The organism is Brevundimonas pondensis (assembly GCF_017487345.1).
GTDB classification, from domain to species: Bacteria; Pseudomonadota; Alphaproteobacteria; order Caulobacterales; family Caulobacteraceae; genus Brevundimonas; species Brevundimonas pondensis.
The window spans coordinates 619736-643221 of sequence record NZ_CP062006.1 but is presented as its reverse complement, the minus strand read 5'-3'; the positions used below and the strand labels follow the sequence as shown (position 1 = coordinate 643221).

Here is a 23486-nt window from a genome sequence, read left to right as displayed (position 1 = left end):
ATCGGCCCGGATCAGCGCGATCCGGGCCGAACCGTTTCAACAAGACGACATGTTGCAGCGCACACATTCCGTGGACGCTCGACAAACGCAAAAACTGGTCTAGGGAACTGGCGCGGGGAACTTCGCGTAAGGTCAAGACCATGAAGATCGCAGTCCTGGGCGCCGGCGTCATCGGGGTGACGACGGCCCATTATCTGGCCAAGGCCGGCCATGAGGTCACGGTGATCGACCGTCAGAGCGGCCCGGCGCTGGAGACCAGCTTCGCCAACGCTGGCGAGATCTCGCCCGGCTATTCCTCGCCCTGGGCGGCGCCCGGCATCCCGGCCAAGGCGGTCAAGTGGCTGTTCATGCGCCACGCCCCGCTGATCCTTCAGCCCCACATGAATGTGGCGACCGTGCGTTGGCTGCTGGCCCTGCTGAGGAACTGCACCTCGGCTCGCTATGCCCTGAACAAGGCGCGGATGGTGCGCCTGGCCGAATACAGCCAGGAGGTGCAGACCGCCCTGAACGCCGAGCTGGGCCTGCAGTACGACCACCGCACCCAGGGCACCCTGCAGCTGTTCCGCACCCAGAAGCAGCTGGACGGCATCTACAAGGACACCGAGGTCCTGCGCGAAGGCGGCGTGCCGTTCGAGGTGCTGGATCAGGACGGCTGCATCGCCGCCGAGCCGGGCCTGGCGGCCACGCGCGACCTGTTCGTCGGCGGCCTGCGCCTGCCGAAAGACGAGACCGGCGACTGCTTCAAGTTCACCAATGCTCTGGGCGATGTGGCCACGGGGCAAGGCGTGACCTTCCTCTATGACACCGCCATCAAGGCCCTGATCACCGACAAGGGCCGCATCTCGGGCGTCCAGACCGACAAGGGCGTGATCACCGCCGACGCCTATGTCCTGGCCCTGGGGTCCTATTCGCCGCAGATGGTCAAGCCGCTGGGCATGACTCTGCCGGTCTATCCGGTGAAGGGCTATTCGATCACGGCCCCGATCATCGACGAGCCCGCCGCCCCCGTCTCGACCATCATGGACGAGAGCTACAAGGTGGCGATCACCCGTCTGGGCGACCGCATCCGCGTCGGCGGCATGGCCGAGATCTCGGGCTACAACAACGTCCTGCCGGAACAGCGCCGCAATACGCTGGAGCATTCGGTGGGTTCGCTCTTCCCCGGCGCCGGCGACCTGAAGGCGGCGACCTACTGGTCCGGCCTGCGTCCCATGACGCCGGACGGCACCCCGGTCATCGGCAAGACCAAGCTGGACAACCTGTTCCTGAACACGGGTCACGGCACCCTGGGCTGGACCATGGCCTGCGGCTCAGCTCGCGTCATCGCCGACCTGATCAGCGGCCAGACCCCCGACATCGAGACCGCCGACCTGGGGATCGCGCGCTACGGGCGTTGAATCCCGGCGTTTCAAACGACAGACAGGCTGGAGACGGCGCGCCCGCATGCCTATCTTGGCCGCATGTCCATCGCCCGCCTCGACAGCCGCGCTCTGATCCGCGTCACCGGCCCTGACGCCCGCCCCTTCCTGCACAACCTGCTGACGCAGGACGTGGAGACGCTTGCGCCCGGCGCCTTGCGCTTCGGCGCCCTGCTGTCCCCGCCTGGTCGTCTGCTGTTCGACCTCTTCCTGTGGGGCGAGGAGAACGGCGTGGTGCTGGATGTTGCAGCCGAGCGGCGCGACGCCCTGGCTCAGCGCCTGTCGATGTACAAGCTCCGCTCCAACGTCGAGGTCATGCCCATCCCCGACGCCGTCTTCGTCGCCTGGGGCGGCGACACCCCCGAGGGCTTCGCCCCCGATCCCCGCCTGCCCGCCCTCGGCGGCCGTCGCTGGGGCGATCAATGCGAGACCGACGCGACCGAGGCCGACTGGCAGGCCCACCGGCTGGCGCTCGGCGTGCCCGATCCCACGAAGGATGCGCTGCTGGACAAGACCTATCCCATCGAGGCCGATTTCGACCTGCTGAACGGCATCGACTTCCACAAGGGCTGTTTCATTGGTCAGGAAACGACCTCGCGGATGAAGCGGCGCGGCGTGATCAAGAACCGCATGATGGCCATCGCCTTCGACGGCCCTGCCCCCGAGCGCGGCGCCGAGGTGCTGAACGGCGAACTTCGCGCTGGCGAGGTCATGACCGGCGCCGACGGCCGCGCCATCGCCCTGATGCGTCTGGACCGTCTGGAGGGCGATCTGAGCGTCGATGGTCGCCCCGTGCGTGTCGAAAAGCCCAGCTGGATCCCTGATTTTCAAGGCTAATTTCGAAAAGACGGAAAATCTGCTTGTCATGATGTAAAAGTCGCTTGACGCAAAACGCCACGTTGGTAAAGTTCACTTGTCACAACGACAGGGGAGCTTGTCATGAACACCACAACCAAGGCCATCGCCGCCAACAAGAAGAAGATGGACGACCTGACGGTCGGCCTGTGCGCCCTCACCGTGGTCGGCGTCAGCGCCACCGCCGCCACCCCCTTCTGGCCCGCCGCCTGGGGTCAGGCCCCGTCGATCGGCGTGGTCGTCCTGGCCGCCGGTCTGGCCGTCTTTCTGGCCTTGCACACCCTCTACTGGTGGCGCAACCTGGATGAGGCCGCCCAGGAAGCCCACAAGTGGGCCTGGTGGTGGGGCGGCAACCTGGGCTTCATCGCCGGCGGCGCCGCCGTCGTCATCGCCGCCCTGAACGGAGCCGACCTGTTGCCGGCCCGCGTGCCCCACACCGACACCGCCCTGATCGCGCTCGGCGTCGTCGCCGCCTTCGCCGCCCAGGCCGTCGGCTACGGCATCGCCTGGTGCGGCTGGTGGGTGGCCCGCCGATGACCAGCGAGTTCGTCAACCGTCTCAAGGTCTGCCGCGCCGAGCGCAACTGGACCCAGGCCGACCTCGCCGAGCAGCTCGGCGTCTCCCGTCAAACCGTCCAGGCGCTGGAAAAGGGCCGCTACGACCCCTCCCTGCCTCTGGCCTTCCGCATCTCGCGCCTCTTCGGCCGACCGATCGAAGCCATCTTCGTCCAGTGATTTCGGCAGGCCCCGCGCCCGCCAATCTTCAAAACACACAGACATTCAAAGGACTAACCAATGACCTGCGCCAACCGCATGGGCCGTACGGCCAGTCACGTCTCGCGCCTGGCCCTCGGCGCCTGCGCCGCCCTGGCCGCCAGCGCCGCCCTCGCCGCCTTCCCCGGCGCCGCCCACGCCCAGCAAGCCGCCGCCCCAGCACCCGCCGCCGCTGTCGCCCCCATCCCCCGCGCCGAGGGCGCCGGCCCGCCGCTGTGGGTGGTCAGGGACGCGGACTCCACAGTCTATCTGTTCGGGACCGTCCACGTTCTGCGTCCTGGCACCGCCTGGGGATCGGACAAGGTGGACGCCGCCTTCGCCTCCGCCTCGGACGTCTGGGTCGAGATCGCCAATCAGGACGATCAGGCCGCCGTCATGCCGGTGATCCAGCAGCACGGCGTCGATCCGTCCCGCCCCCTGTCGTCCATCCTGACGCCCGAGGACTTCGCCGCCTTCGACAAGGTCGCCCAGGCCAATGGCGCCACCGGCGCGGCGCTGGACGCCTATCGCCCCTGGCTGGCGGCCTTCCTGATATCCATGTCCCCGGCCACCAACGCCGGCTACCGCCCCGACGCCGGAGCGGACAAGACCCTGATGGATCGCGCCCGGGCCGAAGGTAAAACCCTCCACGGCTTCGAAACCGCCGACATTCAGGTGCGCCTGATCGCCGGCATGAGCGAAGAGGCCCAGATCGCCTATCTGAACCACTATGTCCGCAACGGCGACGGCGTCGTCGCCAACCTGGACCAGACCGTCGCCGCCTGGCTCAAGGGCGACGCCGCCGAGGTCGGCCGCCTGAACCGCCTCTCAACCCGCGACGTGCACGAGGACATCCACCGCGCCGCCCTGATCGTGCGCAACGCCGACTGGACCGACCAGATCGAGACGATGATGAAGGGTTCCGGCGCCGCTTTCGTCGCCGTCGGCGCCGCCCACCTGGCCGATCAGGACAGCGTCATCGATATGCTGAAGGCCCGCGGCTACACCGTCGAACGGCTGTAGGCCACACGCCCTGCGATACGAGAGGCCCGGTGGAAACGCCGGGCCTTTTCGCTGTCCGGCAGCCCCTCCTTCCTTCCGTCATCCTCCGGCGAGCGAAGCGAGACCGGGGGACCCAGCGGCGCCGCAGGCGATCTTCACAGCAAGCGCTATGCGTGGGTTTTCGCCCTCCGGTCGCCGCTGGGTCCCCCGGTCAGCGCCGCTTCGCGGCTTGCCGGAGGATGACGAGGGTTTTGGACCTTGCGCCATTGGAACATTCCCGCAACATCGCCCCATGACCGAATCCGAAAAGGCCGAGGGCCGCTGCGGCTGGTGCGGGACGACCGACCCGCTCTACATCGCCTATCATGACACCGAATGGGGCGTGCCCGAGTACGATCCCCGCGCCCTGTGGGAGAAGCTGGTGCTGGACGGCTTCCAGGCCGGGCTGGCCTGGATCACCATCCTGAGAAAGCGCGAGGGGATGCGCGACGCCTTCGACGGTTTCGACCCCGAGATCGTCGCCCGCTATGGCGAGGCGAACCGCGCCCGGCTGCTGGCCGACCCGCGCATCATCCGCTCAGGCGCCAAGATCGACGCCGCCATCAACGGCGCCCGCATCTGGCTGGACATGAGGGACAGGGGCGAAGACTTCTCGGCATGGCTGTGGTCCTTCGTCGGCGGCAAACCGCTGGTGAACCAGTGGAGCCATTTCCGCGAAGCCCCGACCCAAACCGCCGAAAGCCTCGCAATGGCCAAGGCCTTGAAGGCGCGCGGCTTCAAATTCTGCGGCCCCGTCATCACCTACGCCTTCATGCAGGCGGTCGGCATGGTCAACGATCACCAGACGACGTGCTTCCGGCATGGGAAGGTGGGTGCGGCGGATACCGCCAACGTCTGACTTCAGGACACTTGCAATTGTCCGCCTACGACCCGTTGCAGTCCTTCGGAGAGGATGTAGCCTGTGGCCCCGTAGAAGGTGGATGCAGTGTCGATAGCAGCAGCTTTGATTGTCTTGGTGGCGCAGACGTCAGATTTTCAAGCGGTCTATTGTGACCCGCCGATTTTTATCCCGCCATCAGAGTTCTCGACGCGGTTCCACGGTGAGGTGATCGGGATCATCCCCGATGACGGCGCTCTTGAGACATCGACGCGCCGCGCGGCGCTCGTGCAACCACGTGCGCTTCGGATGGGTCAGTTACCATCGGAGCCCGTCGAAGTGATCTTCTATGTGTCCGTCGATAATCCGTGTGCGCACATGCAACGCACGCCAACGAATGGCGATCTTGTGGATGTGTACCTTAATGCAGAGGGCCGAACCGTCGGATGGAGCTTTGTAGAAAAGCCTGATCGCCCCAGTCGCTAAACGATCCAACATTCCGTCCGCTTCCCACCCTTAGCAGCCCTTCAAACCGCCCGCTTCCCGCCAAACGACACTATCAGGCGACCGGGCTGCTTCCGCCCTGCGCTGGTTCATGGCACTGACGCGCGATGACTGCGTCCAAAGCCTCCGCCAAATCTGACCGCCCCTTCCCCACCCTGATGCTGGAGCTTGAGGCGCGCGCGACCTGGAACGGCCATGTCTGCGGCGTGGACGAAGCGGGGCGCGGGCCCTGGGCGGGGCCGGTGTCGGCGGCGGCGGTGATCCTGAACCCCGACGACCTGCCGCCGGGCATCGACGACTCCAAGGCCCTGACCGAAAAGCGCCGCGCCGCGCTGGAGCCCGAGATCAAGGCGCGCGCCCTGGCCTGGGGCGTCGGCTTCGCCTCGGTCGAGGAGATCGATGAACTGAACATCCTGCACGCCACCGGCCTGGCCATGCGCCGCGCGGTCGAGGCCCTGGCCCATCCGCCGGTTCACGCCCTGGTGGACGGCAACTACCGCTTCAAACTGCCCTGCGCGGTGACCCCCGTGGTCAAGGGCGACAGCCGTTCCCTGTCCATCGCCGCGGCCTCCATCCTGGCCAAGACGGCGCGTGATCGGTTGATGATCGAGATGGACGCCGTCTATCCCGGCTACGGCTTCGCCCGCCACAAGGGCTACAACGCCCCCATCCACCAGACCGCGCTGAACACCCTCGGCCCCTGCCCCGCGCACCGTCGCAGCTGGGCCCCGATCAAGGCCCTGCTGGAAATCGCCTAGCCGCCCGTCGCGCCCGCGACCAGCAGGCCCAGGATCACGACCACCGCCGCGACCAGCACGATAAACAACCAGTTCGGCAGTCCGTTCGGCGACCGGCGACGGGATGCGGAAGACTTGTCAGGCGTACGATCAGTCGAGGCACTCATGCCGCCTGTAACCGCATCCCCGCGTCTTGGTTCCGCGTCAGGCGGCGACCGGCAGGCTCAGTGGCTTTTCGGTCACGACGAACAGGTGCTCGACATTGCGCAGGCGGCCGACCGCCCCGACCTTTTCACCCTTCAGATTATGGATGCCGATACGGGCGCCGACGTAGCGGGGGCGCGGAATCTCGACCACCTGCACATGGCCGCGCGCCGACAGCATGGCCGTCAGGTCATCGCGGCTCAGATAGCCTTCGTCGTTGAAGCTGACGATCAGGTTAGACGTCTTCAGCCGCTCGACCACGGATTGCAGGGCCGGGCCGATGCCGGGGCGGCTGTTGAACGGGCTCTTGCGAGTCCTCACGTCCACCCGCTTGTTGGCCACGCCATAGGTCTCGGGCTTGTCCCACAGCACCAGGCTTTCCCAGCAGTGGTAGTTGGCCAGATAGGAGTGCTGGTTATAGGGCGGGTCCAGGTAAACGAGGTCCGCCTCGACCTGATCGGCGATCTCGACCGCGTCGCCCTGCGTCGCCCGGCAAGCCCCCGCCGCCACGCCCGGCAGCAGGTCCGGCAACCGCAGCTCCAGCGGCTTCAGCGCCCGCGGCGCCCACTGCTTCATATAGGCCATCTGCAGACCGGCGGTGGAGTCCACCCGGTCCGCCGCCTCCATCAGGGCGACCAGGACTACGGCCTTCAGTTCCGGCTCCAGCCCCATGGCCTCGATGCGGGTGCGCATGGCGTCGATGCGGGCGCCGTTGTCGGGATGGAAGAAGCGGGCGTCTTCGCAGAAGGCCTTGGTGAACCAGCCGGCCTCGGGCGTCACCGTCCGCAGCTCGCTCAGGATGCCTTCCGCCTGCGTCGCCCAGCGTTCACGGTCAGCCTGGACATAGGCCGTGGCGAGGGTGTGGGCATAGGCGTTGTGGTCGTTCGACCAGACCCGGAACCCCTGCCGCTTCAGCGCATGACCCACGCGGGCCGAGCCGGAAAACAGGTCGCACACCGTCCCGCCGTCCGGCAGGGCGGCGCGCACCGCACCCGTGACATGGCCCAGAAGCGCGCGCTTTGAGCCGATGTACTTGATCATTCCGTCCCGTCAGGTCTTCCGGGCGCGCTTCGCCCTTTCGGGAACATGGGCCGGAGCATGGGCCAGACGCAACAGATTCGCGGCCCCCGGCGCGCCGAAAGGCGTTCCGGCCAGGATCAGGATGCGTTGCCCGGCCTCGGCCAGACCATAGATCATGGCGCTCTCGACCGCATCATCGGTCAGGCCCTCCAGCGAGGTCGGCTGGTCGCCCAGACGCGGCTCCAGCCCCCAGACCAGGGCCAGACGTCGCGCCGTCTCGGGCTTGGGCGTCAGGGCCAAAACAGGTTGAAGCGGCCGTTCGCGCGACATCCGTCGCGCCGTCCCGCCCAGGGTCGTGAACACCACCATGCAGGCGGTCGAGGCCGCCTCGGCCGCCTTCCTCGCCGCCGCCACCAGGGCGTCGACGTCGTGGATGTCCATGCCCGCGTGCTCGGCGTCCATCAGGCCGGGCCACAGGGGGTCCTGTTCCACCCGTTCCATGATGCGGTTCATGATTTGCACGGCTTCCAGCGGATAATCCCCCGAGGCCGTCTCGGCCGACAGCATCAGGGCGTCCGCGCCCTCATAGACGGCGTTTGCCACGTCCGAGGCCTCGGCCCGCGTCGGGGCGGGCGAGCTGGTCATCGACTCCAGCATCTGGGTCGCCACGATGGCCGGAACGCCACGCTGGCGGGCGGCGCGCAGGATCTTCTTCTGGGCCACCGGCACTTCTTCGGGGTCCATCTCGACGCCGAGGTCGCCGCGCGCGACCATGACGCCGTCGCAGTAGTCGAGGATGCTCTCGAGGTCGTTCAGGGCCTGGGGCTTCTCGATCTTGGCCAGACAGGCGGCCTGACCGTTCACGATCCGCTTAAGCTCGGCCATGTCCTCGGCCTTCTGCACGAAGCTGAGGGCCACCCAGTCGACGCCGAGACGCAGGGCGAAGGCCAGATCCTCGCGATCCTTGGGGGTCAGGGCGGAAACCGGGATGACGGCCTCGGGCACGGCCACGCCTTTGCGGTCCGACAACTTCGAGCCGCTCTCGACCGTCACGTCGGCCCATTCGTCGGTGCGCTCGCCGACCCGCAGGCGGATGCGCCCGTCGTCGATCAGCAGCAGCATCCCGGTGCGCAGGGCCTTGAAGATTTCCGGGTGCGGCATCTGCACCCGCGTCTCGTCGCCGAGTTCCGGGTTCAGGTCGAAGCGCATCCGGTGCCCCGGCTTGATGGCGATCTCGACGTCAGCGAATCGGCCCAGCCGCAGCTTCGGCCCCTGCAGGTCGGCCAGCACGCCGAGCGGACGCTTCAGCGCCATCTCGGCGCCGCGCACGGCCTTCAGGGCGGCGGCGTGATCCTCGTGCGAGCCGTGGCTGAAGTTCAGGCGGAAGACGTCCACCCCGGCCTGGGCCAGCGCCTTGACGGTCGCGGGCGAGCGGCTCGCGGGTCCAAGGGTCGCAACGATGCGCGCGCGGCGGGCTCTGTTCATGGTGTTTCCTCAAGCGGCTCTGACGGCCACGGCCTCCCCTCAGAGGCCTTGATCCCTTGTGCCAATGAAAAGCCGGGGGCGTAAGACCACGCCCCCGGCCCGAAACACGAGTTTATGAGCCCTGAAACACGACGTTACGGCTTTTGCGTCTCACAGCGCCCCGCCGCGAAGCCAGGCAGGTCAATGCAACGACCTTCGACCTCCGGCGCGCTCACGCCCATGACGTGGGCCAGGGTCGGGGCGATGTCGACGGTGCGGATCGGCAAGAAGCGCTCCTGTCCCGGATTCGGGCTCTGGCCTTCGGCGCCCTTGGTCCAGAAGATGATCGGCACGCGACGGTCATAGTCGAAAGGCGTGCCGTGGCCGCTGATGGCGCGGCCGACGCCGCCGCCCGGCACCACGTTCTGGGCGTAGAAGATCAGGATATCCGGCGACCGTCCCGCCACGGCGCTCAAGCGCGCGCGTTCGCGCAAGGTCAACATGTCGGGATTGTTCGAGGCGGGGATCGCGTCCGTCAGCACCTCGTCGCGCGTGGCGACGAAGGCGATCTCGGGATTGGCCTTCAACATCTCGACCGCCGCGTTCGCGACCTCGGTCCGCAGCGGATCGGGCAGCGCCACCCCGCCACGACCGGCCACCATCAGGCCGCTGCCGCCCTGCTGCAGCGGATTGACCTCCAGGTTGAAGCGCGCCTTCAGCGCCTGATTGACCCGCGCCACTAGCTCCAGATCGGCGCGATGCGCGTGCGGATAGCCATGGTCATGCAGGCGTTCGACAAAGTCCGAACCGCCGTGGTCGGCCGTCAGAACCACCAGCGCCCCTTCGGGCAGCCTGTTCAGGAACAGCCCGAGCGCCGCGTCCAGACGGTGCATCTGCTCGCACATTTCCGGCCCCTGCGTGCCAAAGCTGTGGCCGATGCGATCGGTGGCCGACAGGCTGACGCCCAGCATGTCAGTGATCCCGCGACGGCCCAGCTGCTGCGTCTGCAGCAGGTCGGCGGCCGCCACCAGGGTCGCCTCGTCGAGCGCTGGCGAGGTGTCGAACACCGGGTTGGCCGGCGGCACGGCCGCGCGGAAGGTCTGGCCGCGAATGGTCCAGTCGCCGTCCAGCCCCTGACAGTCGCCGAAAGCGCCCGTCCAGTAGGGCGCGGGATTGGCGCTCATGGCGCGGAAGCGGGTGTTGAAGGCCGCCACCGGCGCCAGCCGCGCCTCGGCGCTCTGTCCCGGCTCGACATAGGTGGTCAGGCCGAATCCGTCGGTGAACCAGTAGGCCCCGTCGCCCTTGTGGCCGTTCAGGTTGATCGCGCCGCGATCCTTGCCCGACACGGCGAAGATGCGGCTCTGCGGGCTCTGTTCCTTCAACCAGTCGGCCAGGGTCGAGACCATCAGCTGGTCGGGCCCCACCGGGCCGTTGTCGGTGTTCTCGCCGTGCGCCAGCGTGTTCTGCGGCGCGGCCAGGCAATAGACTTCCTTGCCCGTGGCCGGATCGACCCAGTCGTTGGCGGGAATGCCGGTCTCGGCCGGATGCATCCCGGTCAGGACGGTGGAGTGGCCGGGGCAGGTCTCGGTCAGGCCGTGGGTCTGATAGCCGTTGACGTGCACCATGCCCTGATCGGCCAGGGTCCGCAGACCCCCGGTGAACCGGCTGCGATACTGGTTGAACAGGTTGGCGCTGAACTGATCGACCACGATGGTCACGACCAGCGGCGGTGTTGCGCGACCGTTCGTCCCCGGACCCGTCGTGACGGACGGCCCCGCCTGCAGAGCCAGAGCCGGAAGAGCGGCTCCGGACATGAGCGCGCTGGCCAGCGCTGAGGCGAGAACACGGCGAAAGATCATGAAGGCACCAGGAACGACGAAGAAGCCCTGCGTGACTAGCCCCCGGACATGACGGAGCCAAGACGACTCCATCCTTTGGCTCGTCCTAAATGCTCAAGCTGTCGTGACTACCGGCGGCCTGCGTCCAGCTTGACCGAATTCGCCCCCCCTCATAGGGGTTGAATCGGGAAGAGGGCCGTCCGTTCGCGGACGGACAGGGGCGCTGACCGATGCCTGTCCAGAGGGGGACGCAACGGCTTTGCAAATTTCCGAAACGCCTTTTCCACGGCCCGCCCGCCCGGACGGGACGAACAGCGTGTTCAAGGAGTTCGCATGAGCCGTGCAACCACCCTCTTCGCCGCCGGTCTCGGCCTGACCGGTCTGCTGCTGACAGCGACCAGCGCCCTGGCCTATGACGCCGCGCTCGTCCAGCCCGCCACCGTCACGGCCCACGCACAGGCCTCGCGCATCACCTCGCCGCAGGAAGCCTTCGGCCACGCGGTCGGCGCCGATTACCACCTGGTCAACTACACCCAGTGGGAAGCCTATCTGAAGACCCTGGCCGGTCAGTCGGACCGGATGAAGCTGGTCGAGATCGGCAAGTCCTCGGAAGGCCGCACCCAGTATATCGCCATCGTCTCGACGCCGCAGAACCTGGCCAACCTGGATCGCTATCAGGAGATCGCGCGTCGCCTGGCCAAGGCCGAGGGCGTGACCGAGGAAGAGGCCCGCGCCATGTCCGCCGAGGGCAAGGCCGTGGTCTGGATCGACGGCGGCCTGCACTCGACCGAAACCGTCCCGCCCCAGGCCCTGATCGCCGCCGTGCACGAATGGCTGACGGCGGAAGACGCCGAGGCCCTGCGCGTGCTGAACGACACCATCATCCTGTTCGCGCCGCTGAACCCGGACGGGATGGAGCTGGTCTCCAACTGGTACATGCGCAACCAGGACCCGCTGAAGCGCGAGTTCGCCTCGATCCCCGTGCTTTATCAAAAGTACGTCGGCCACGATAACAACCGCGACTACTACCTGTCGGCCATGGCCGAGACGACCAACGTCAACCGGCAGTTCTTCCGCGAGTGGTTCCCGCAGATCATCTACAACCACCACCAGACGGCGCCCGCCGGGACGGTGGTCTTCATGCCGCCCTTCCGCGATCCGTTTAACTACAACTACGACCCGCTGGTCATGGGCACGTTGTCGGAAGTCGGCGCGGCCATGCACAGCCGCCTGATCGAAGAGGGCAAGCCCGGCTCGACCATGCGCAGCGGCGCCAGCTACTCGACCTGGAACAACGGGATGGAGCGCTCCATCACCTACTTCCACAATGCGGTCGGCCTGCTGACCGAGATCACCGGCCATCCGACGCCGAGCCAGATCAGCCTGATCCCGCAGAACCAGCTGGCCCGCAACGACCTGCCCATGCCGGTCGCGCCCCAGACCTGGCATTTCGCCCAGTCGATCGAGTACTCGCAGTCGATCAACCGCGCCGTGCTGAACTACGCCTCGCGCAACAAGGACCGGCTGCTGTTCAACATCTGGCGCATGGGCCAGAACGCCATCGACAAGGGCAACACCGACACCTGGCGCATCACGCCGACCGGCGTCGAGGCCCTGGTCGAGGCGGCGGGCGAGAACGCCAACGGCCGTCGCGGCGTCGATCCGGCCCTCTATGACAAGGTGCTGCGCGATCCGGCCCGCCGCGATCCGCGCGGCTATGTCATCCCGGCGGATCAGGCCGACCTGCCCAACGCCGTCGCCTTCCTCAACAGCCTGATCAAGACGGGCGTGGACGTGGATCGCGCCACGCGCGCCTTCACCGTCGGCGGCACGACCTATCCGGCCGGCTCCTATGTGGTGAAGACGGCCCAGGCCTATCGCCCGCACGTCCTGGACATGTTCGAGCCGCAGGATCACCCCCACGACCTGCATATCCGGGCGGCCCGCCCGCCCTGCCCTACGACGCCACCGGCTACACCCTGGCGCTGCAGATGGGCGTGAAGTTCGACCGCATCCTCGACGGCTTCGAGGCTCCGACCGAGCGCGTCGCCGACGTCATGGCCCCGCCGCCCGGCAAGATCGACGGTTCGGGCCGCGCCGGCTGGCTGATCGACCACGCGCCGGTCAACGGCTACATCCTGTCCAACCGTCTGTTGAAGGCGGGCGTGCCGGTCTTCTGGCAGGAAGGCGAGACCCGCGCGGGCCGCGCCACCCTGGCCCCCGGCGCCCTGTGGATCCCGGCCAGCGACGCGGCGCGTCCCATCGTCGAGGCCGCCGTGCGCGATCTGGGCCTGAACGCCCACGCCGCCGCCCGCGCCCCCGGCGGCGACAGGATCGCGCTGAAGCCGGTGCGCGTCGGCCTGGTCGACCGCTACGGCGGCTCGATGGCCTCGGGCTGGACCCGCTTCATGCTGGAGCAGTTCGAGTATCCGTTCGAGGTGGTCTATCCGCAGCGTCTGGACGCGGGCGATCTGGCCAAGGACTTCGATGTCCTGGTCTTCGCCTCGGACATGATCCCGGCGGACCTGTCTGCGACCGCCCAGCGCGACCAGCCCGAGCCCGAGACCATCCCCGCCGAGTATCGCAGCTGGCTGGGCAATATCACCGCCGACAAGACCGTGCCCCAGATCGACGCCTTCGTGCGCGGCGGCGGCAGCGTGGTCACCATCGGCTCTGCTCACCGACTGGCCGCCGCCATGGGCGCCCAGGTCGAGGACGTGCTGCGGACCGAGGACGGCAAGCCCCTGGCCTCGACCGACTTCTTCATCCCCGGCGCCATCCTGAAGACCGAGGTCGACAACCGTCAGCCCCTGGCCTTCGGCGCGCCCGCGCAGATGGACGTCTTCTTCAACCGCAACGCCGGCTTCCGCCATGCCGGCGAAGGCGCGCCCATCGCCCGCTATCCGGAACAGGTTTCAGTCTCCAGCGGCTGGGCCATTGGTCCGCAGAAGCTGTCGGGCGCCGATGCTGTCCTGGACCTGCCGCACGGCGACGGCCGCCTGATTGTTCTGGGCCCCGACGTCGTCAACCGCGCCCAGGCCCGGTCCTCGGTCCGCCTTTTGTTCAACGCCCTCTTCTACGGCCCGGCGATCAGCGCCGAAGAGTGAGACGTCCCCATCAAGAACATGGCCGCTCCTGACATCAGGAGCGGCCATTCAAGACGTGGTGCGAGCGGCGGGGGTCGAACCCGCAAGACCGAAGTCGGCAGATTTTAAGTCACACACACCAGCATCAAATGGTTGATACCTAACGAAAATCTAACACATCCCGCGGAACTGCGTAAGAGTTTGTGTAAGGGAGACCGCGTGGGCCTCCTCCAGCACCATATCGCGACCCAGCAACAACCCGTCGCCAACCAGAGCATAGTGGATCCGCCGGACTGCCTTGCTGAAACGCGCGGCCCGTTCCCGCTTTCTGTTCAAGGCGTTCATTTGTGTAACGTGAACGCCACCGCGACGAACGTCCGTTGAGCGCCGATACTGTTGAAAAAGTCCGCGAGCCTGCCGTGATCGGCCTTTTCGGCTCGATTTGGCGCCGTCGCGGAAAACTAAGGGATTAATTTCATTGGGGCGGAGTTTGGGGACCCGCCAGTAGTTTACGCCGTTTCAGCGGTCGCCGAACTTTTTCAACGGTATCCGCCAGAAGTAGATTTTCGCGGCAGCCCCGAGACGGACGTTGAGCACCGGCAGTGGCGAGTTTTCTGCCCCTTGAGAGCCATGCACGCGTTTGCGTAAGCTCTACGGATTGGGCGGCTTGATATCCCGAATTACGGCGGCCAGCGCGGCCGCCGACATATTCGCCTCAGGAGCGAGCTGGCCCTCAGGACGGTATCGCTGACGCATCACCGCAGGATGGATGCAGTTCCGCAGGTCTCGAATGACCTCGGGGATTTCGATCTGCCCGGCGACGCCTGGGACTTCTCGCGCGACCCTGCAGAGGGTAATCAGCCGCCACTCGGCCGGCGGGTCTCGGCCCTCCCTTGCAACGAGTCGCCAACTGTCTCCGGTTCTCGTCGCCCGATCGACGGCGGAGGTTCGCGCCAATTCATACTGCGCCACCCCTTTCTCGGTCAGCCAGTCGATCAGAACCGCCTCCAAGGCGACGCCGAAACCGGCAAGGGCCAACCTGTAAGACTGCCCGCGGTGACATGCTACGGCACCTTTCTGAGCCGCGAAGGCGATCTCGCGGAGTTGAGGATCGACGACGAAATCAAAGCTCTCTTCCGTATAGTCGAAGACGGCCGCCTCGCCTGCCTCGGCCTCAGCTGGCGAGCCCAACTGGATCAGGTTTTTGGCACTATGCGCGTAGAGGGCGTTTCTGAATGTCAGCCGGGCACCATCCAGCCTCATCACCCCGAGAACCTCTAGGAATTTATCCTTGGAGTTCGCGGCTCGAAAGGGTGCAAAACCATCCGCAACTACGCGGCCGACGACGTCCATGAGCTCGGGATCCGAAATCACAAACCGAAAAATGGCTCGCAGATGATCATGACCGCGATCGCGCAGACTGTTCAGCTCCACATCTACCGCGGCTCTGCGGTCCACAGGAGAGCAAGCGGCGACCGCATCGAACAGGAGCTGTAGCAGGAACGGCTGCCCCCCGACGCCGGCATAGATCGCCGCCACTGCGTCATCATCCGCCCCACCCCAAATCGCCGTCGCCATGATGCGCGCGCTCTCCTCAGAGAGGTCGTCGGTATCGATGTTTTGTACAATATTGAAGGGGGAGTTGTCGCGGTGGAGGATAGCCACAGGATCAAACGTGCCCGCGAAGACGAAGACAAGTCGCGTCTCAAACGAATTCTCGTCTGCCTCTGCGACCGCATTTTTCAGGCTCCGCAGTTGGCCATAGAAAGAATTGCGCCAGACGTCGTCTTTGATCGCTGACGCTTCATCGATCAAGATGACCGTTGGCGCATCAGGCGGGACGACCCCTCTAAGCCATTCCACGACTTGTCCGCGATCCGCGGCTGCGGGCGGCTGGATGTCTCGCCCAAGGGACCGCGCAAGCTGACGAGCAAACCACTCTAAGAAGGATTCGAAGGTAGCCAGGACAGGCGCACGCTGCAGATCGACGCTGCCGCACTCGAAGCCGGACTCCCTAAGGTCCCGCTTAAATCGAAAGATGGCTGAAGTCTTGCCGTGTTGACGGGGTCCCAAGACGAGCACCCACTCGCGACGGGACACGGCACGCATGACCTGGTCAGCGAAAGTTCGCGGCATGTACAAATTGGACTGGAGCGGCACCGGGCCGCCTAGGATCGCGTCACTCACGCCAGTCCCTCCATAGCGCGCGCGATCTGGTCTTCGACGGTCCCATAGGACTGAAGCGCAGTGACGAACCAATCCGCGCGCAGACCTATTTCCGCCGCCGGCCCGTCGTCAATGATACCGTAAAGTTCGATCATCTTCACCGCGCGACGAAGGTCTTCATCCGAGGCCTTGACGCCGCCGGCATGGAGCGCCGCCGCGATGTCGCTACTCGTGGAGAAGCCGCCGACAATCAGTAGGGAAACCAGCTTCTCGAACTCGGACGACTGCCCCCAGTAGGTCGTCAGATATTGGTTGATATATGAGGTCGTATTAGCGACTTCGCGCACATCCTCCGCCGTGATCTGGATACGATCTCTTGACCTGTCATTGACGATGCCGACGAGCTGATCTCCCAAGTATTGGATCAGCTCAGGATGACCGTTCGTGACCTGCCAGGAAAGGTCCAACAACTCCTGCTTGCCCTGAAGGGCCACGCCCAATCCTTCGATCGGCTCCGACAGGAGCGACCCGGCAGCGATTCGGGTCAGCTGACGAAGCATGATCGGCCGGCAGAAATTCCAATGGGGCGACGAGGCGTCCCAGAATTTTTGAGCGATCCGGCGTTCGCCTGAGAAGACGAACTGGGCCTTCGCCGTTTGAGAAATCGCGCGGCACTGCCTGAAGAAGGCTTCCTTGACCTTGTCCTGATCGTGATTTGCGTCCCAATCGAGCAGGTGGTCGATTTCATCTAGGAAGATCACGACATGCTGGCGACCACTGTCGGAGAGCTGCTCGACCAGGTCGTTTAAATTTTCCGGCAAAAAGGCATCGGGTAGGTCCACGCGCCATTCGCGCCGGGCAAGAGCGCCAAAATCAGACCAGGTCTGAACGACCTGGCAGTCCGCGAAATAGGGCTGGATGTCCGTCTCGTTCAGCTGAGAAATCACATGTTTCATCAGTGAGGTCTTGCCGATCCGTCGACCGCCGAGCAGCGCCACGCTGTTGCTTCGGATCGTCCCAACGAGATCGGCCTCTTCCTGTTGCCGCCCGCGGAAAACGCGGGCCGGCGTTGCTCCGCGCAGGACGAACGGACTGATCTTGGTCAGATCGGTCTGTTCTAGTATCGCCCTCTTGAGCGCCTCCGTCGGCGACAAACCTTGCGCCATATCGGTGAGAAGCTTGGCGTCGATGACGACGACTGAGGCGGCGAGATAGGTCTGGGTCCTGAGCAGCTCGTCTTGCAGCTCGCGGGCCAGCGTCCCAGGCACGAGAAGCAGACACATCCGGGCCTGCTGGACCCGCTGAAGGGAGCGCTTCGCGGCCTCTCGAAGGAGAGGGACGGAGGCGGAGCTATGCGTGGCGTAAGCGAGGGTCTGACCGCTCTGGAACTGATACGGAAGCTGTATCCGTGCCATGGCCTCGACTGGCGTTCTCGAATCCCAATGCAACCCTTGGTCAATGAGTTTGCCGAGGAGTTCGAGCGCTGCGGCTGGGTCGTATACCGTCTGAAGTCGGCGAGCTCTGCGAACATCGTCCAAGCGCCGCCAAGCAAGGCTGTCTGAAGACGTTCCGAGAGCCAGCGCTTGGTCGGGGCGGCGGGCAGCATATGCGGCCAAGGCGAGACGCGCTTCAGCCGTCGGGACGGGAAGCTCGGCCGCTTGGATCTCGCCGGCGGAGCCAAGCGCATCCGAAATGATGCGCTCCAGCGCCTCCGAGCCGATCGTCTTGGGCGGCGGTGGCGCTTTCAGGTCAATCAGAGCCTGAGTGAGGCCGCCCGATTGGGCTTGGGCGAGCGTCAAGACAACGGGGATGTGGCGATAAACATCTCGCAGGATCCGCTCAGAAATCGTGCGTACGCCCTGCCCATCGGCAATGAGGACGAGATCGATACCCGCCTTCTCGAGCAGATTGCTGGCGTTTGGATAGACTGTGGAGATGTCACGTTGCTGGCGACCGCCGGAATAAGCTTGGAAGGTGTAGGCGATGGCGATGCGCGGCGATCCGTTCACGGCGATCAGTTCGTTCACGCTGCGCCGCAGAGCCGGCGGCAACGTCGATGGCGATGACAGGGTGAACCGGTGATCCGGCTCCAAATTTGCGCCTTCCACCGATTCAAGGACGATCTTGGCGAACGCCTTGCTGAGCTTATCATCCACCCGCTTGCGTCGACGATCGGCGTCTTCCCGTATCAGGGCGGCCCTGAGCATGGCGCGCGCTTGGCCAGGCCCGCAGAGCAAGGTGTCGATCCCCAAGTCGATCAATACGGCCGCGACGTCGTCTACCTGATCCGCCGAGAGGCCGGTACGCGGATCTGGAAGTCGTCGACCATCCTGGAGGTCAATGCCGGCCGGTATCGCCAAAATGCGGGCCAGGGCGCTGTACAGGGCTGGGTTGTCAGTGAGCAGGCCAGAAAGAATGGGTTGCGTCAGCGGCAGCGTCGTCAAACTGGCTTCAAGCCGCGAGACGCCGGGCTCAAAAGCTTGCAGCGAGGTCTCGATGCGCGAAGCCGAGATAATGTCTGCCGGCGTATACAGATCTCGGGCGATACTCGCTCGAAAGTTCGCCAACCAGGCCTTTTCGGCCGTCTCGTCTGCGGGCTTCACGTCTGGGGTGCCTTGGTCAACGGCATAGCCTCCGTCAAATGGGCGTCGATCCAGCGCTCAAAACGCTCAAGATCATGAGACCAGAACACATGCACGTTTGCGGCCAAAAGCCGTGACACGTCCTTATAGCCGACGACGCCCTGAAGCAGGGCCGCCGTCTGCACAAACGAGCCCCAATGCCCCTGCCACGCCGTAGCCTTTTTCAATATGTCATTGATCCGCTTGATCGAATTGGTCACGTCGTTCGTGACCTTGCACTCCATCGCCAGAACCACAGTCCCCCCCAATCCGCACGCGATGTCTACCTCTTGGGGAAGCGTTTTGGTCGCGAACCGAGTCTTATGAAGAAAGTGCCGAGCCGGTACATCCGAGAGCGTTGAGACGAGTTGGCCGTGTTTGGCGGTCCACCCCTTGCGTCGCAGAAGGGTGGTGATCTCAAGCTCCTGCTTAGCTGACAGGCGGTTGCGTCGCAGGGTCTGGACAAACTGTTGACTAAGCAAAGGCGCCGTCGATCGGATAAGCGCTTCCAGCTCCACCCGCCTCGGCTGGCGCTGGGCATCGATCCATCGGGTGATCCGACGGTTCCGCCACTCAAGGATACAGGCGGCCACGTCTCCGGCTACCGCCGGGCTCATCCCCCTCCCAGTCTTCTCCACAGACTTTACGTAGCGCGGACAGAGGAGCGAGAACTGGTCCTGGCTCATCGGCGGAGCCAGCAGGTGCCGCAACACAGTCATGTGCCGACCGCTCTGGACAAGCGCCGCCTCTAGCGACGTCAAATAGGCCGTCTCTCGCAGGGTGGACAGCACATGCTTGCGGGCGACGATATTGGCGCTGTCCCAGTCGAGACGGCCGCTCAAGGGGTTCAGCCCTCGAACATAGACCTCGGCAGCGATACGACACTGTTCCTCGTGATACTCCGCATCACTCCCTCCCTGATCCCCCAACTCAGCCTCCGGCGGCCGGGATTTTGGACTGCCGAACGCCGGCGCTGCGTCGCGAGTGCCCGTTCCGAAGCTCCTCGCGCCGGGTGTAGGCAATCGCCGACGATAAACGGGTCGGTAAGGGCTGGAGTGCCGTCCAGGCCGTTTTACCGAGCGTGGCGCTGCCTTCAATATGAGCCAGGAGGCTGGCGCCGATAGTTTCCGCCAAGACGGGAGGAACGGCGTTTCCGATCAATCGATAGTGATCGGCGCGCTTGCCGTCGAATACCCAATCCTGCGGGAAAGTCTGCAACGCGGCACACTCGCGAGGTGCCAGTCGGCGAAGGCCAAGGCGCGGGTCTCGTATCCAATCCTGCTGGGCGCTTGCCGTGACGGTTCGCGCCGGCAGGCTGGGATCCGTGACGAAGGCGCCCTGCTTGTAACCCCAATGACCTCCGGGGCGTGTCGTTTCCACCTTGCCGGGGCTCTTCACGCCCGAGCCTGGCGGGATGTGTTCCAGCTGCTCAGCCAGTTTGCCCGTCGGACGGATGATCTCATCAGGTGCCAGGGGCGATAGCGATGACAACCCGTCGGCCAATGCGACCCACGGCAGCAGCCCGTCCAGAGCGTGTTTGTTGCTATGCGTCGGTTGCGGCAACACCGGCGCATCGCCGGCTCGGAAACCCACGAGAATAAGGCGCACGCGGCGCTGTGGGACGCCGTAATCTGCAGCATTGAGAAGTTCCACGCGGGTTTGCCAGCCTCTACGCAGCAGTTCTTCGCGCACTTCCGTCAGAGCGCTTCCAGGCTGCCCATCCCGGCCCCTCGCGGTCAGCAGGCCGCGAACGTTTTCGAAAAGCAGCCACCGAGCGTCCAAGTCCGAGGCAATCCTCAGATAGTCGCTGACAAGCTTCCCCCGCGGATCATCGAAGCCGAGCTGATGGCCCGCGCTGCTCCAAGACTGGCAGGGAGGTCCCCCAGCTAATAGTTCAATTGTACCGGCGCTGCGCCCAATACGCTCAAGGATGTGGCGACCCGAGAGCGCACGAATGTCCGCCTGTTCAACCACGGCGTCGTTGAAGGCCTTTCGTTGGGGGGCGATCTTCCGTCCCTGATTGGCCTTCAGACTTGCGACGGCATTGGCATCCCAGTCTGTCGCGAACAGCCCACACCACCCTGCGCGCTCTAGGCCCAAATCAAGACCACCGCCGCCCGTGAACAGCGACACAAAGTTTGGCATGGGAGCCCACCCTCGATTAATGAATCGCACGCGTGCGTGTCGGTTCGACTGACCACAAACGCAAGCAGGCTACAATCTGCGATTGGAGCCGATGCGGAAATCACCGGCTTGAATGTGAAGCCAAACGGCTGACTCGTTGGGTATGGGCATCATTCGCGTCAGATTCGGTCGTAGCGATGAGCCGCGCATTGGGATGCGAATAGGGTTGTTGCCTTAGCGCCGCTCGGCTGCAGCGGCAAGATTCAGGCCGCGCTCGGCGTCGGGCGGCGACGCTAGATCTTCGCGCTTAGACCGGACATTCCCACCGCCGCAACGAGTCAAACTCGGTCATTCATGGGTGTAATTCAGCGCGCCTTGAGAGCGAAAACCGAGCCACGCCGCCGTTAAGGCAAAAGACAACGCGTTCCTATCAACCTTGGCGAGAGACTCGCACACCAAAAAGACTATGGGTTAAGGTGACCCAGGCGGGTTCCGGAACGGATATGTCCTTGTCTTGAGCCGGGGGACGCTCAGGCGTCGGCAGCGACAAGGACCGAAACCCCGGGCTTCCGTAAAGAAGTTCCTGGCCCGCCCCCTTCCCTCAATCGACCTCTATAAGCCCCCGCCTCACGCCTATCGCGACCGCCTCGATGCGTGTGCGAACCCCTAATTTTGAGGCTGCCTTCTCGAGGTAGCTGTCGATCGTGCGGGCGGACAATCCCAGGATGGTTCCTATATCCGTCGAACTCTTGCCCTGACTGACCCAGCCTAGACACTCCAGCTCACGCGGACTCAATTCGGGTTTGGCGACCCATCCGCCAAGGCTGTTCAGGTTGGCGTTCATTCCTCCCTCCACAAGCTGCTGCCATCGTCCGTACACGTCGATAAGGCCGATTCTCTACCCCTTAAAGTTGCGCTCAGACCGCAACTTCCGTGCGGACCACAGCAACGTGTCACCAGTTGAACCGGGGCCGACGTCAGCCTAGGACTGGCGGGTCGGGCGCCGCGAAACAGGCGCGGAGCTTGAGCCGGGGGCCCTTGCGGGCAAGGCGGCGCTCCGTTGGCAAATAGCGGGTCTCGTTCCGCGAGGATTCCAACGCCCGACCCCTCGCCTTGCGTCCCGATTCGGTTTGATTCATGCTGGGCCGTCGGCCTCAGCGTCGGCAGGGGCTTGGAATCCCCTTTACGGACTCAAGTTCAGAAACGCGGAAAGCGCGTGGCTGTCGTCGTGCGCGGCGCAGGGCGAAGGCCTTGCGCCCGAATGACTGCGGCTGACTCAGTGTACGGGATTCCCGGTCCGCCCTGGAGGCGGGAGATCGACGTGAGCGACGTCAAAGAGTTGAAATCCGATGCGATGGAGGGCCTGAACGCCCTCTACCGTCAGTATTCGCGGTGGCTCAACGGCCGGCTGCGGGCGCACGTTGATCCAGAACAGGCCGCGGACGTGGTCCAGGAGACCTACCTGCGGGCCGCCCCCTATTCGGCGGGTCAGATCCGACACCCCCGCGCCTTTCTGTTGCGGATCGCCATGAACGTGGTTCGCGACGAAAGCCGCCGCCGCAAGAGGCGAGGTCCATCCGAACAGATTACCGAGAGCCTCGACCTCAGCGAAGCGGCCAGCCAGGTCGAGGTCCTGATGATGAAGCAGGTCGTGCTCACCATGCCGCCTCTCTACCGTGAAGTTTTCGTCCTGAGCCGTTTTGCCGGTATGAGCTATCCTGAGATCGCCGCCGCTCGCGGGCTGAGCGTGAAGGCGGTCGAGTGGCGCATGTCGAAGGCGTTGCAGCACTGCGTCGAGCAGTTGGACGGGTAGGCAGGATGGTGGTCGATAACGAAGGGGACGTTCGGCGGCGGGAAGCTGCGGCCTGGTTCGCCCGACTTGGCCAGAAGCGGGTGTCCACGGCGGACATCCAGGACTTCTTCGTCTGGCGCAAGGACCCCGCCAACGCCCGCGCCTATGAGCGGGTGGACAAGGCCTGGAATGCAAGCCGCGCGCTGGCTGACGATCCCGACATCGCCGCCCTCACGGCCGAAGCCCTCGGCCAGGCGCCGCCCCAGGTGCGGGCGCGCCATATGGTGTCGCGCCTTTGGAAGCCGCTCACGACCGGCGCCGTGGCGCTCGCCGCCCTGGGTCTGGCTGGAACCTGGGCGATGAACCGGCCACAGAGCTACGCTACCGCCGTCGGCGAGCAGCACACCCTTCGCCTGGCGGACGGATCGAAGGTCATTCTCGACACCAACAGCCGCGTGGATGTTCGCCTGCGCGCCGACCGCAGATCCGTGACCCTGGTTTCCGGCCAGGCCTTCTTCGACGTCGAAGGGGATCCTGGCAGGCCCTTCGTCGTCACCGCCGGCGACACGATCGTCACCGCCGTCGGCACGCGGTTCGACGTCCGCAAACTAGGCCAGGGCGCACGCGTCACCCTGATCGAAGGACGGGTCGACGTGGGGACTTTCGATACGCCGAAGCCGAGCTGGTCTCTGGCGCCGGGTCAGCAGGTGGTCACCGCCCAGCGCCGCCCCGAGGTCCGCACGGTCGACGCCTCGCGAGAAACCAGCTGGACCACCGGACGCCTCACCTTCGCCGCGACGCCCATCCGTGAAGCCGTCGCCGAAGTCAGCCGCTACAGCGACAGCCGGATCGAATTGAAGGACGCCGGCATCGCGCACATTCCGGTCAGCGGAGCCTTTGACGCGGGCGACACGGAAGCCTTCATCGCGGCCCTGTCGGACCTCTATGGCGTGACGGCCGTAAGACGCGCCGACGGCGCTATAATTCTCGAGGCGCCGAAGTCGTGACGAAATAATCAGTCGGCGG

Annotated in this window: 21 protein-coding genes; 12 read left to right on the top strand and 9 right to left on the bottom strand. The window is 65.2% G+C overall.

Annotated features, from left to right (window positions below; translation table 11 throughout):
• Window positions 1–140 precede the first annotated feature (140 nt).
• The 8 genes from IFE19_RS03485 (at window position 141) to IFE19_RS03450 (ending at window position 6166) form a co-directional block, all read left to right on the top strand.
• Window positions 141–1397: a D-amino acid dehydrogenase gene (locus tag IFE19_RS03485; protein ID WP_207825698.1), complete on the top strand. Its 1257-nt coding sequence runs from the start codon at window positions 141–143 to the stop codon at window positions 1395–1397.
• Window positions 1398–1460: 63 nt separating this feature from the next.
• Entirely contained in the window at window positions 1461–2255 is a 795-nt protein-coding gene (gene ygfZ, locus IFE19_RS03480) for a CAF17-like 4Fe-4S cluster assembly/insertion protein YgfZ (protein ID WP_207825696.1), read from the top strand.
• A 102-nt stretch (window positions 2256–2357) separates the two neighbouring features.
• Entirely contained in the window at window positions 2358–2810 is a 453-nt protein-coding gene (locus IFE19_RS03475; protein WP_207825695.1) for a hypothetical protein, read from the top strand.
• Complete coding sequence (locus IFE19_RS03470) at window positions 2807–3007, top strand: helix-turn-helix transcriptional regulator (RefSeq protein ID WP_207825693.1); 201 nt, start codon at window positions 2807–2809, stop codon at window positions 3005–3007. The genes IFE19_RS03475 and IFE19_RS03470 overlap by 4 nt, the downstream gene beginning before the upstream one ends.
• Window positions 3008–3067: 60 nt before the next feature.
• Entirely contained in the window at window positions 3068–4048 is a 981-nt protein-coding gene (locus IFE19_RS03465) for a TraB/GumN family protein (protein WP_207825691.1), read from the top strand.
• Window positions 4049–4319: 271 nt separating this feature from the next.
• A complete protein-coding gene (locus tag IFE19_RS03460) occupies window positions 4320–4925 on the top strand; it encodes a DNA-3-methyladenine glycosylase I (RefSeq protein WP_207825689.1) in 606 nt (201 codons plus the stop codon).
• Window positions 4926–5012: 87 nt separating this feature from the next.
• On the top strand, window positions 5013–5390 hold the full coding sequence (locus IFE19_RS03455; RefSeq protein ID WP_207825688.1) for a hypothetical protein: 378 nt from the start codon (window positions 5013–5015) through the stop codon (window positions 5388–5390).
• A 125-nt stretch (window positions 5391–5515) separates the two neighbouring features.
• Window positions 5516–6166: a ribonuclease HII gene (locus IFE19_RS03450; RefSeq protein ID WP_404822153.1), complete on the top strand. Its 651-nt coding sequence runs from the start codon at window positions 5516–5518 to the stop codon at window positions 6164–6166.
• On the opposite strand, the gene IFE19_RS03445 is transcribed toward IFE19_RS03450, so the two are convergent.
• From IFE19_RS03445 to IFE19_RS03430, 4 genes are all read right to left on the bottom strand, one after another.
• Window positions 6163–6312 carry a hypothetical protein gene (locus IFE19_RS03445; RefSeq protein ID WP_207825687.1) on the bottom strand — a complete coding sequence of 50 codons (150 nt, stop codon included), beginning with the start codon at window positions 6310–6312 and terminating at the stop codon, window positions 6163–6165. The two genes, IFE19_RS03450 and IFE19_RS03445, sit on opposite strands and share 4 nt — an antisense overlap.
• Window positions 6313–6349: 37 nt before the next feature.
• The gene (locus IFE19_RS03440; protein ID WP_207825685.1) at window positions 6350–7390 is read right to left on the bottom strand and encodes a DNA adenine methylase; all 1041 of its coding nucleotides are present in this window, start codon (window positions 7388–7390) and stop codon (window positions 6350–6352) included.
• A 9-nt stretch (window positions 7391–7399) separates the two neighbouring features.
• Window positions 7400–8854, bottom strand: coding sequence for a pyruvate kinase (gene pyk, locus IFE19_RS03435; RefSeq protein ID WP_207825683.1), 1455 nt, complete (start codon window positions 8852–8854; stop codon window positions 7400–7402).
• A 134-nt stretch (window positions 8855–8988) separates the two neighbouring features.
• The gene (locus tag IFE19_RS03430) at window positions 8989–10692 is read right to left on the bottom strand and encodes an alkaline phosphatase family protein (RefSeq protein WP_207825681.1); all 1704 of its coding nucleotides are present in this window, start codon (window positions 10690–10692) and stop codon (window positions 8989–8991) included.
• Between the two features lie 312 nt (window positions 10693–11004).
• On the opposite strand from IFE19_RS03430, the gene IFE19_RS17970 reads away from it, so the two are divergent.
• On the top strand, window positions 11005–12672 hold the full coding sequence (locus IFE19_RS17970; protein WP_318780464.1) for a M14 family metallopeptidase: 1668 nt from the start codon (window positions 11005–11007) through the stop codon (window positions 12670–12672).
• Entirely contained in the window at window positions 12663–13778 is a 1116-nt protein-coding gene (locus tag IFE19_RS17965) for a hypothetical protein (RefSeq protein WP_318780463.1), read from the top strand. Before IFE19_RS17970 ends, IFE19_RS17965 begins: the two co-directional genes overlap by 10 nt.
• Window positions 13779–14408: 630 nt before the next feature.
• Here IFE19_RS17965 and IFE19_RS03420 read toward each other — a convergent pair.
• From IFE19_RS03420 to IFE19_RS03400, 5 genes are all read right to left on the bottom strand, one after another.
• Window positions 14409–15944 carry an AAA-like domain-containing protein gene (locus IFE19_RS03420; RefSeq protein ID WP_207825679.1) on the bottom strand — a complete coding sequence of 512 codons (1536 nt, stop codon included), beginning with the start codon at window positions 15942–15944 and terminating at the stop codon, window positions 14409–14411.
• Window positions 15941–18526, bottom strand: coding sequence for an AAA family ATPase (locus IFE19_RS03415; RefSeq protein WP_207825677.1), 2586 nt, complete (start codon window positions 18524–18526; stop codon window positions 15941–15943). The genes IFE19_RS03420 and IFE19_RS03415 overlap by 4 nt, the downstream gene beginning before the upstream one ends.
• A complete protein-coding gene (locus tag IFE19_RS03410) occupies window positions 18523–19386 on the bottom strand; it encodes a XamI family restriction endonuclease (RefSeq protein ID WP_207825676.1) in 864 nt (287 codons plus the stop codon). The genes IFE19_RS03415 and IFE19_RS03410 overlap by 4 nt, the downstream gene beginning before the upstream one ends.
• A gap of 88 nt (window positions 19387–19474) precedes the next feature.
• On the bottom strand, window positions 19475–20689 hold the full coding sequence (locus IFE19_RS03405; RefSeq protein WP_207825674.1) for a DNA cytosine methyltransferase: 1215 nt from the start codon (window positions 20687–20689) through the stop codon (window positions 19475–19477).
• A gap of 580 nt (window positions 20690–21269) precedes the next feature.
• Entirely contained in the window at window positions 21270–21512 is a 243-nt protein-coding gene (locus IFE19_RS03400; protein ID WP_207825672.1) for a response regulator transcription factor, read from the bottom strand.
• Window positions 21513–21989: 477 nt separating this feature from the next.
• Here IFE19_RS03400 and IFE19_RS03395 point away from each other — a divergent pair, with 477 nt between their 5' ends.
• A complete protein-coding gene (locus tag IFE19_RS03395) occupies window positions 21990–22481 on the top strand; it encodes an RNA polymerase sigma factor (protein WP_207825670.1) in 492 nt (163 codons plus the stop codon).
• A 5-nt stretch (window positions 22482–22486) separates the two neighbouring features.
• The gene (locus tag IFE19_RS03390) at window positions 22487–23467 is read left to right on the top strand and encodes a FecR family protein (RefSeq protein ID WP_207825668.1); all 981 of its coding nucleotides are present in this window, start codon (window positions 22487–22489) and stop codon (window positions 23465–23467) included.
• Window positions 23468–23486: the final 19 nt, after the last annotated feature.

Excerpts from the sequence above, each read along its gene's own strand:
- IFE19_RS03390 (WP_207825668.1), top strand. The coding sequence starts at position 22,487 with ATGGTGGTCGATAACGAAGGGGACGTTCGGCGGCGGGAAGCTGCGGCC.
- IFE19_RS03440 (WP_207825685.1), bottom strand. The coding sequence starts at position 7,390 with ATGATCAAGTACATCGGCTCAAAGCGCGCGCTTCTGGGCCATGTCACG.
- IFE19_RS03460 (WP_207825689.1), top strand. The coding sequence starts at position 4,320 with ATGACCGAATCCGAAAAGGCCGAGGGCCGCTGCGGCTGGTGCGGGACG.
- IFE19_RS03445 (WP_207825687.1), bottom strand. The coding sequence starts at position 6,312 with ATGAGTGCCTCGACTGATCGTACGCCTGACAAGTCTTCCGCATCCCGT.
- IFE19_RS03405 (WP_207825674.1), bottom strand. The coding sequence starts at position 20,689 with ATGCCAAACTTTGTGTCGCTGTTCACGGGCGGCGGTGGTCTTGATTTG.
- IFE19_RS03475 (WP_207825695.1), top strand. The coding sequence starts at position 2,358 with ATGAACACCACAACCAAGGCCATCGCCGCCAACAAGAAGAAGATGGAC.
- IFE19_RS03430 (WP_207825681.1), bottom strand. The coding sequence starts at position 10,692 with ATGATCTTTCGCCGTGTTCTCGCCTCAGCGCTGGCCAGCGCGCTCATG.
- pyk (WP_207825683.1), bottom strand. The coding sequence starts at position 8,854 with ATGAACAGAGCCCGCCGCGCGCGCATCGTTGCGACCCTTGGACCCGCG.
- ygfZ (WP_207825696.1), top strand. The coding sequence starts at position 1,461 with ATGTCCATCGCCCGCCTCGACAGCCGCGCTCTGATCCGCGTCACCGGC.
- IFE19_RS03470 (WP_207825693.1), top strand. The coding sequence starts at position 2,807 with ATGACCAGCGAGTTCGTCAACCGTCTCAAGGTCTGCCGCGCCGAGCGC.
- IFE19_RS17970 (WP_318780464.1), top strand. The coding sequence starts at position 11,005 with ATGAGCCGTGCAACCACCCTCTTCGCCGCCGGTCTCGGCCTGACCGGT.
- IFE19_RS03400 (WP_207825672.1), bottom strand. The coding sequence starts at position 21,512 with ATGAACGCCAACCTGAACAGCCTTGGCGGATGGGTCGCCAAACCCGAA.
- IFE19_RS03450 (WP_404822153.1), top strand. The coding sequence starts at position 5,516 with ATGACTGCGTCCAAAGCCTCCGCCAAATCTGACCGCCCCTTCCCCACC.
- IFE19_RS03465 (WP_207825691.1), top strand. The coding sequence starts at position 3,068 with ATGACCTGCGCCAACCGCATGGGCCGTACGGCCAGTCACGTCTCGCGC.
- IFE19_RS17965 (WP_318780463.1), top strand. The coding sequence starts at position 12,663 with ATGGGCGTGAAGTTCGACCGCATCCTCGACGGCTTCGAGGCTCCGACC.
- IFE19_RS03485 (WP_207825698.1), top strand. The coding sequence starts at position 141 with ATGAAGATCGCAGTCCTGGGCGCCGGCGTCATCGGGGTGACGACGGCC.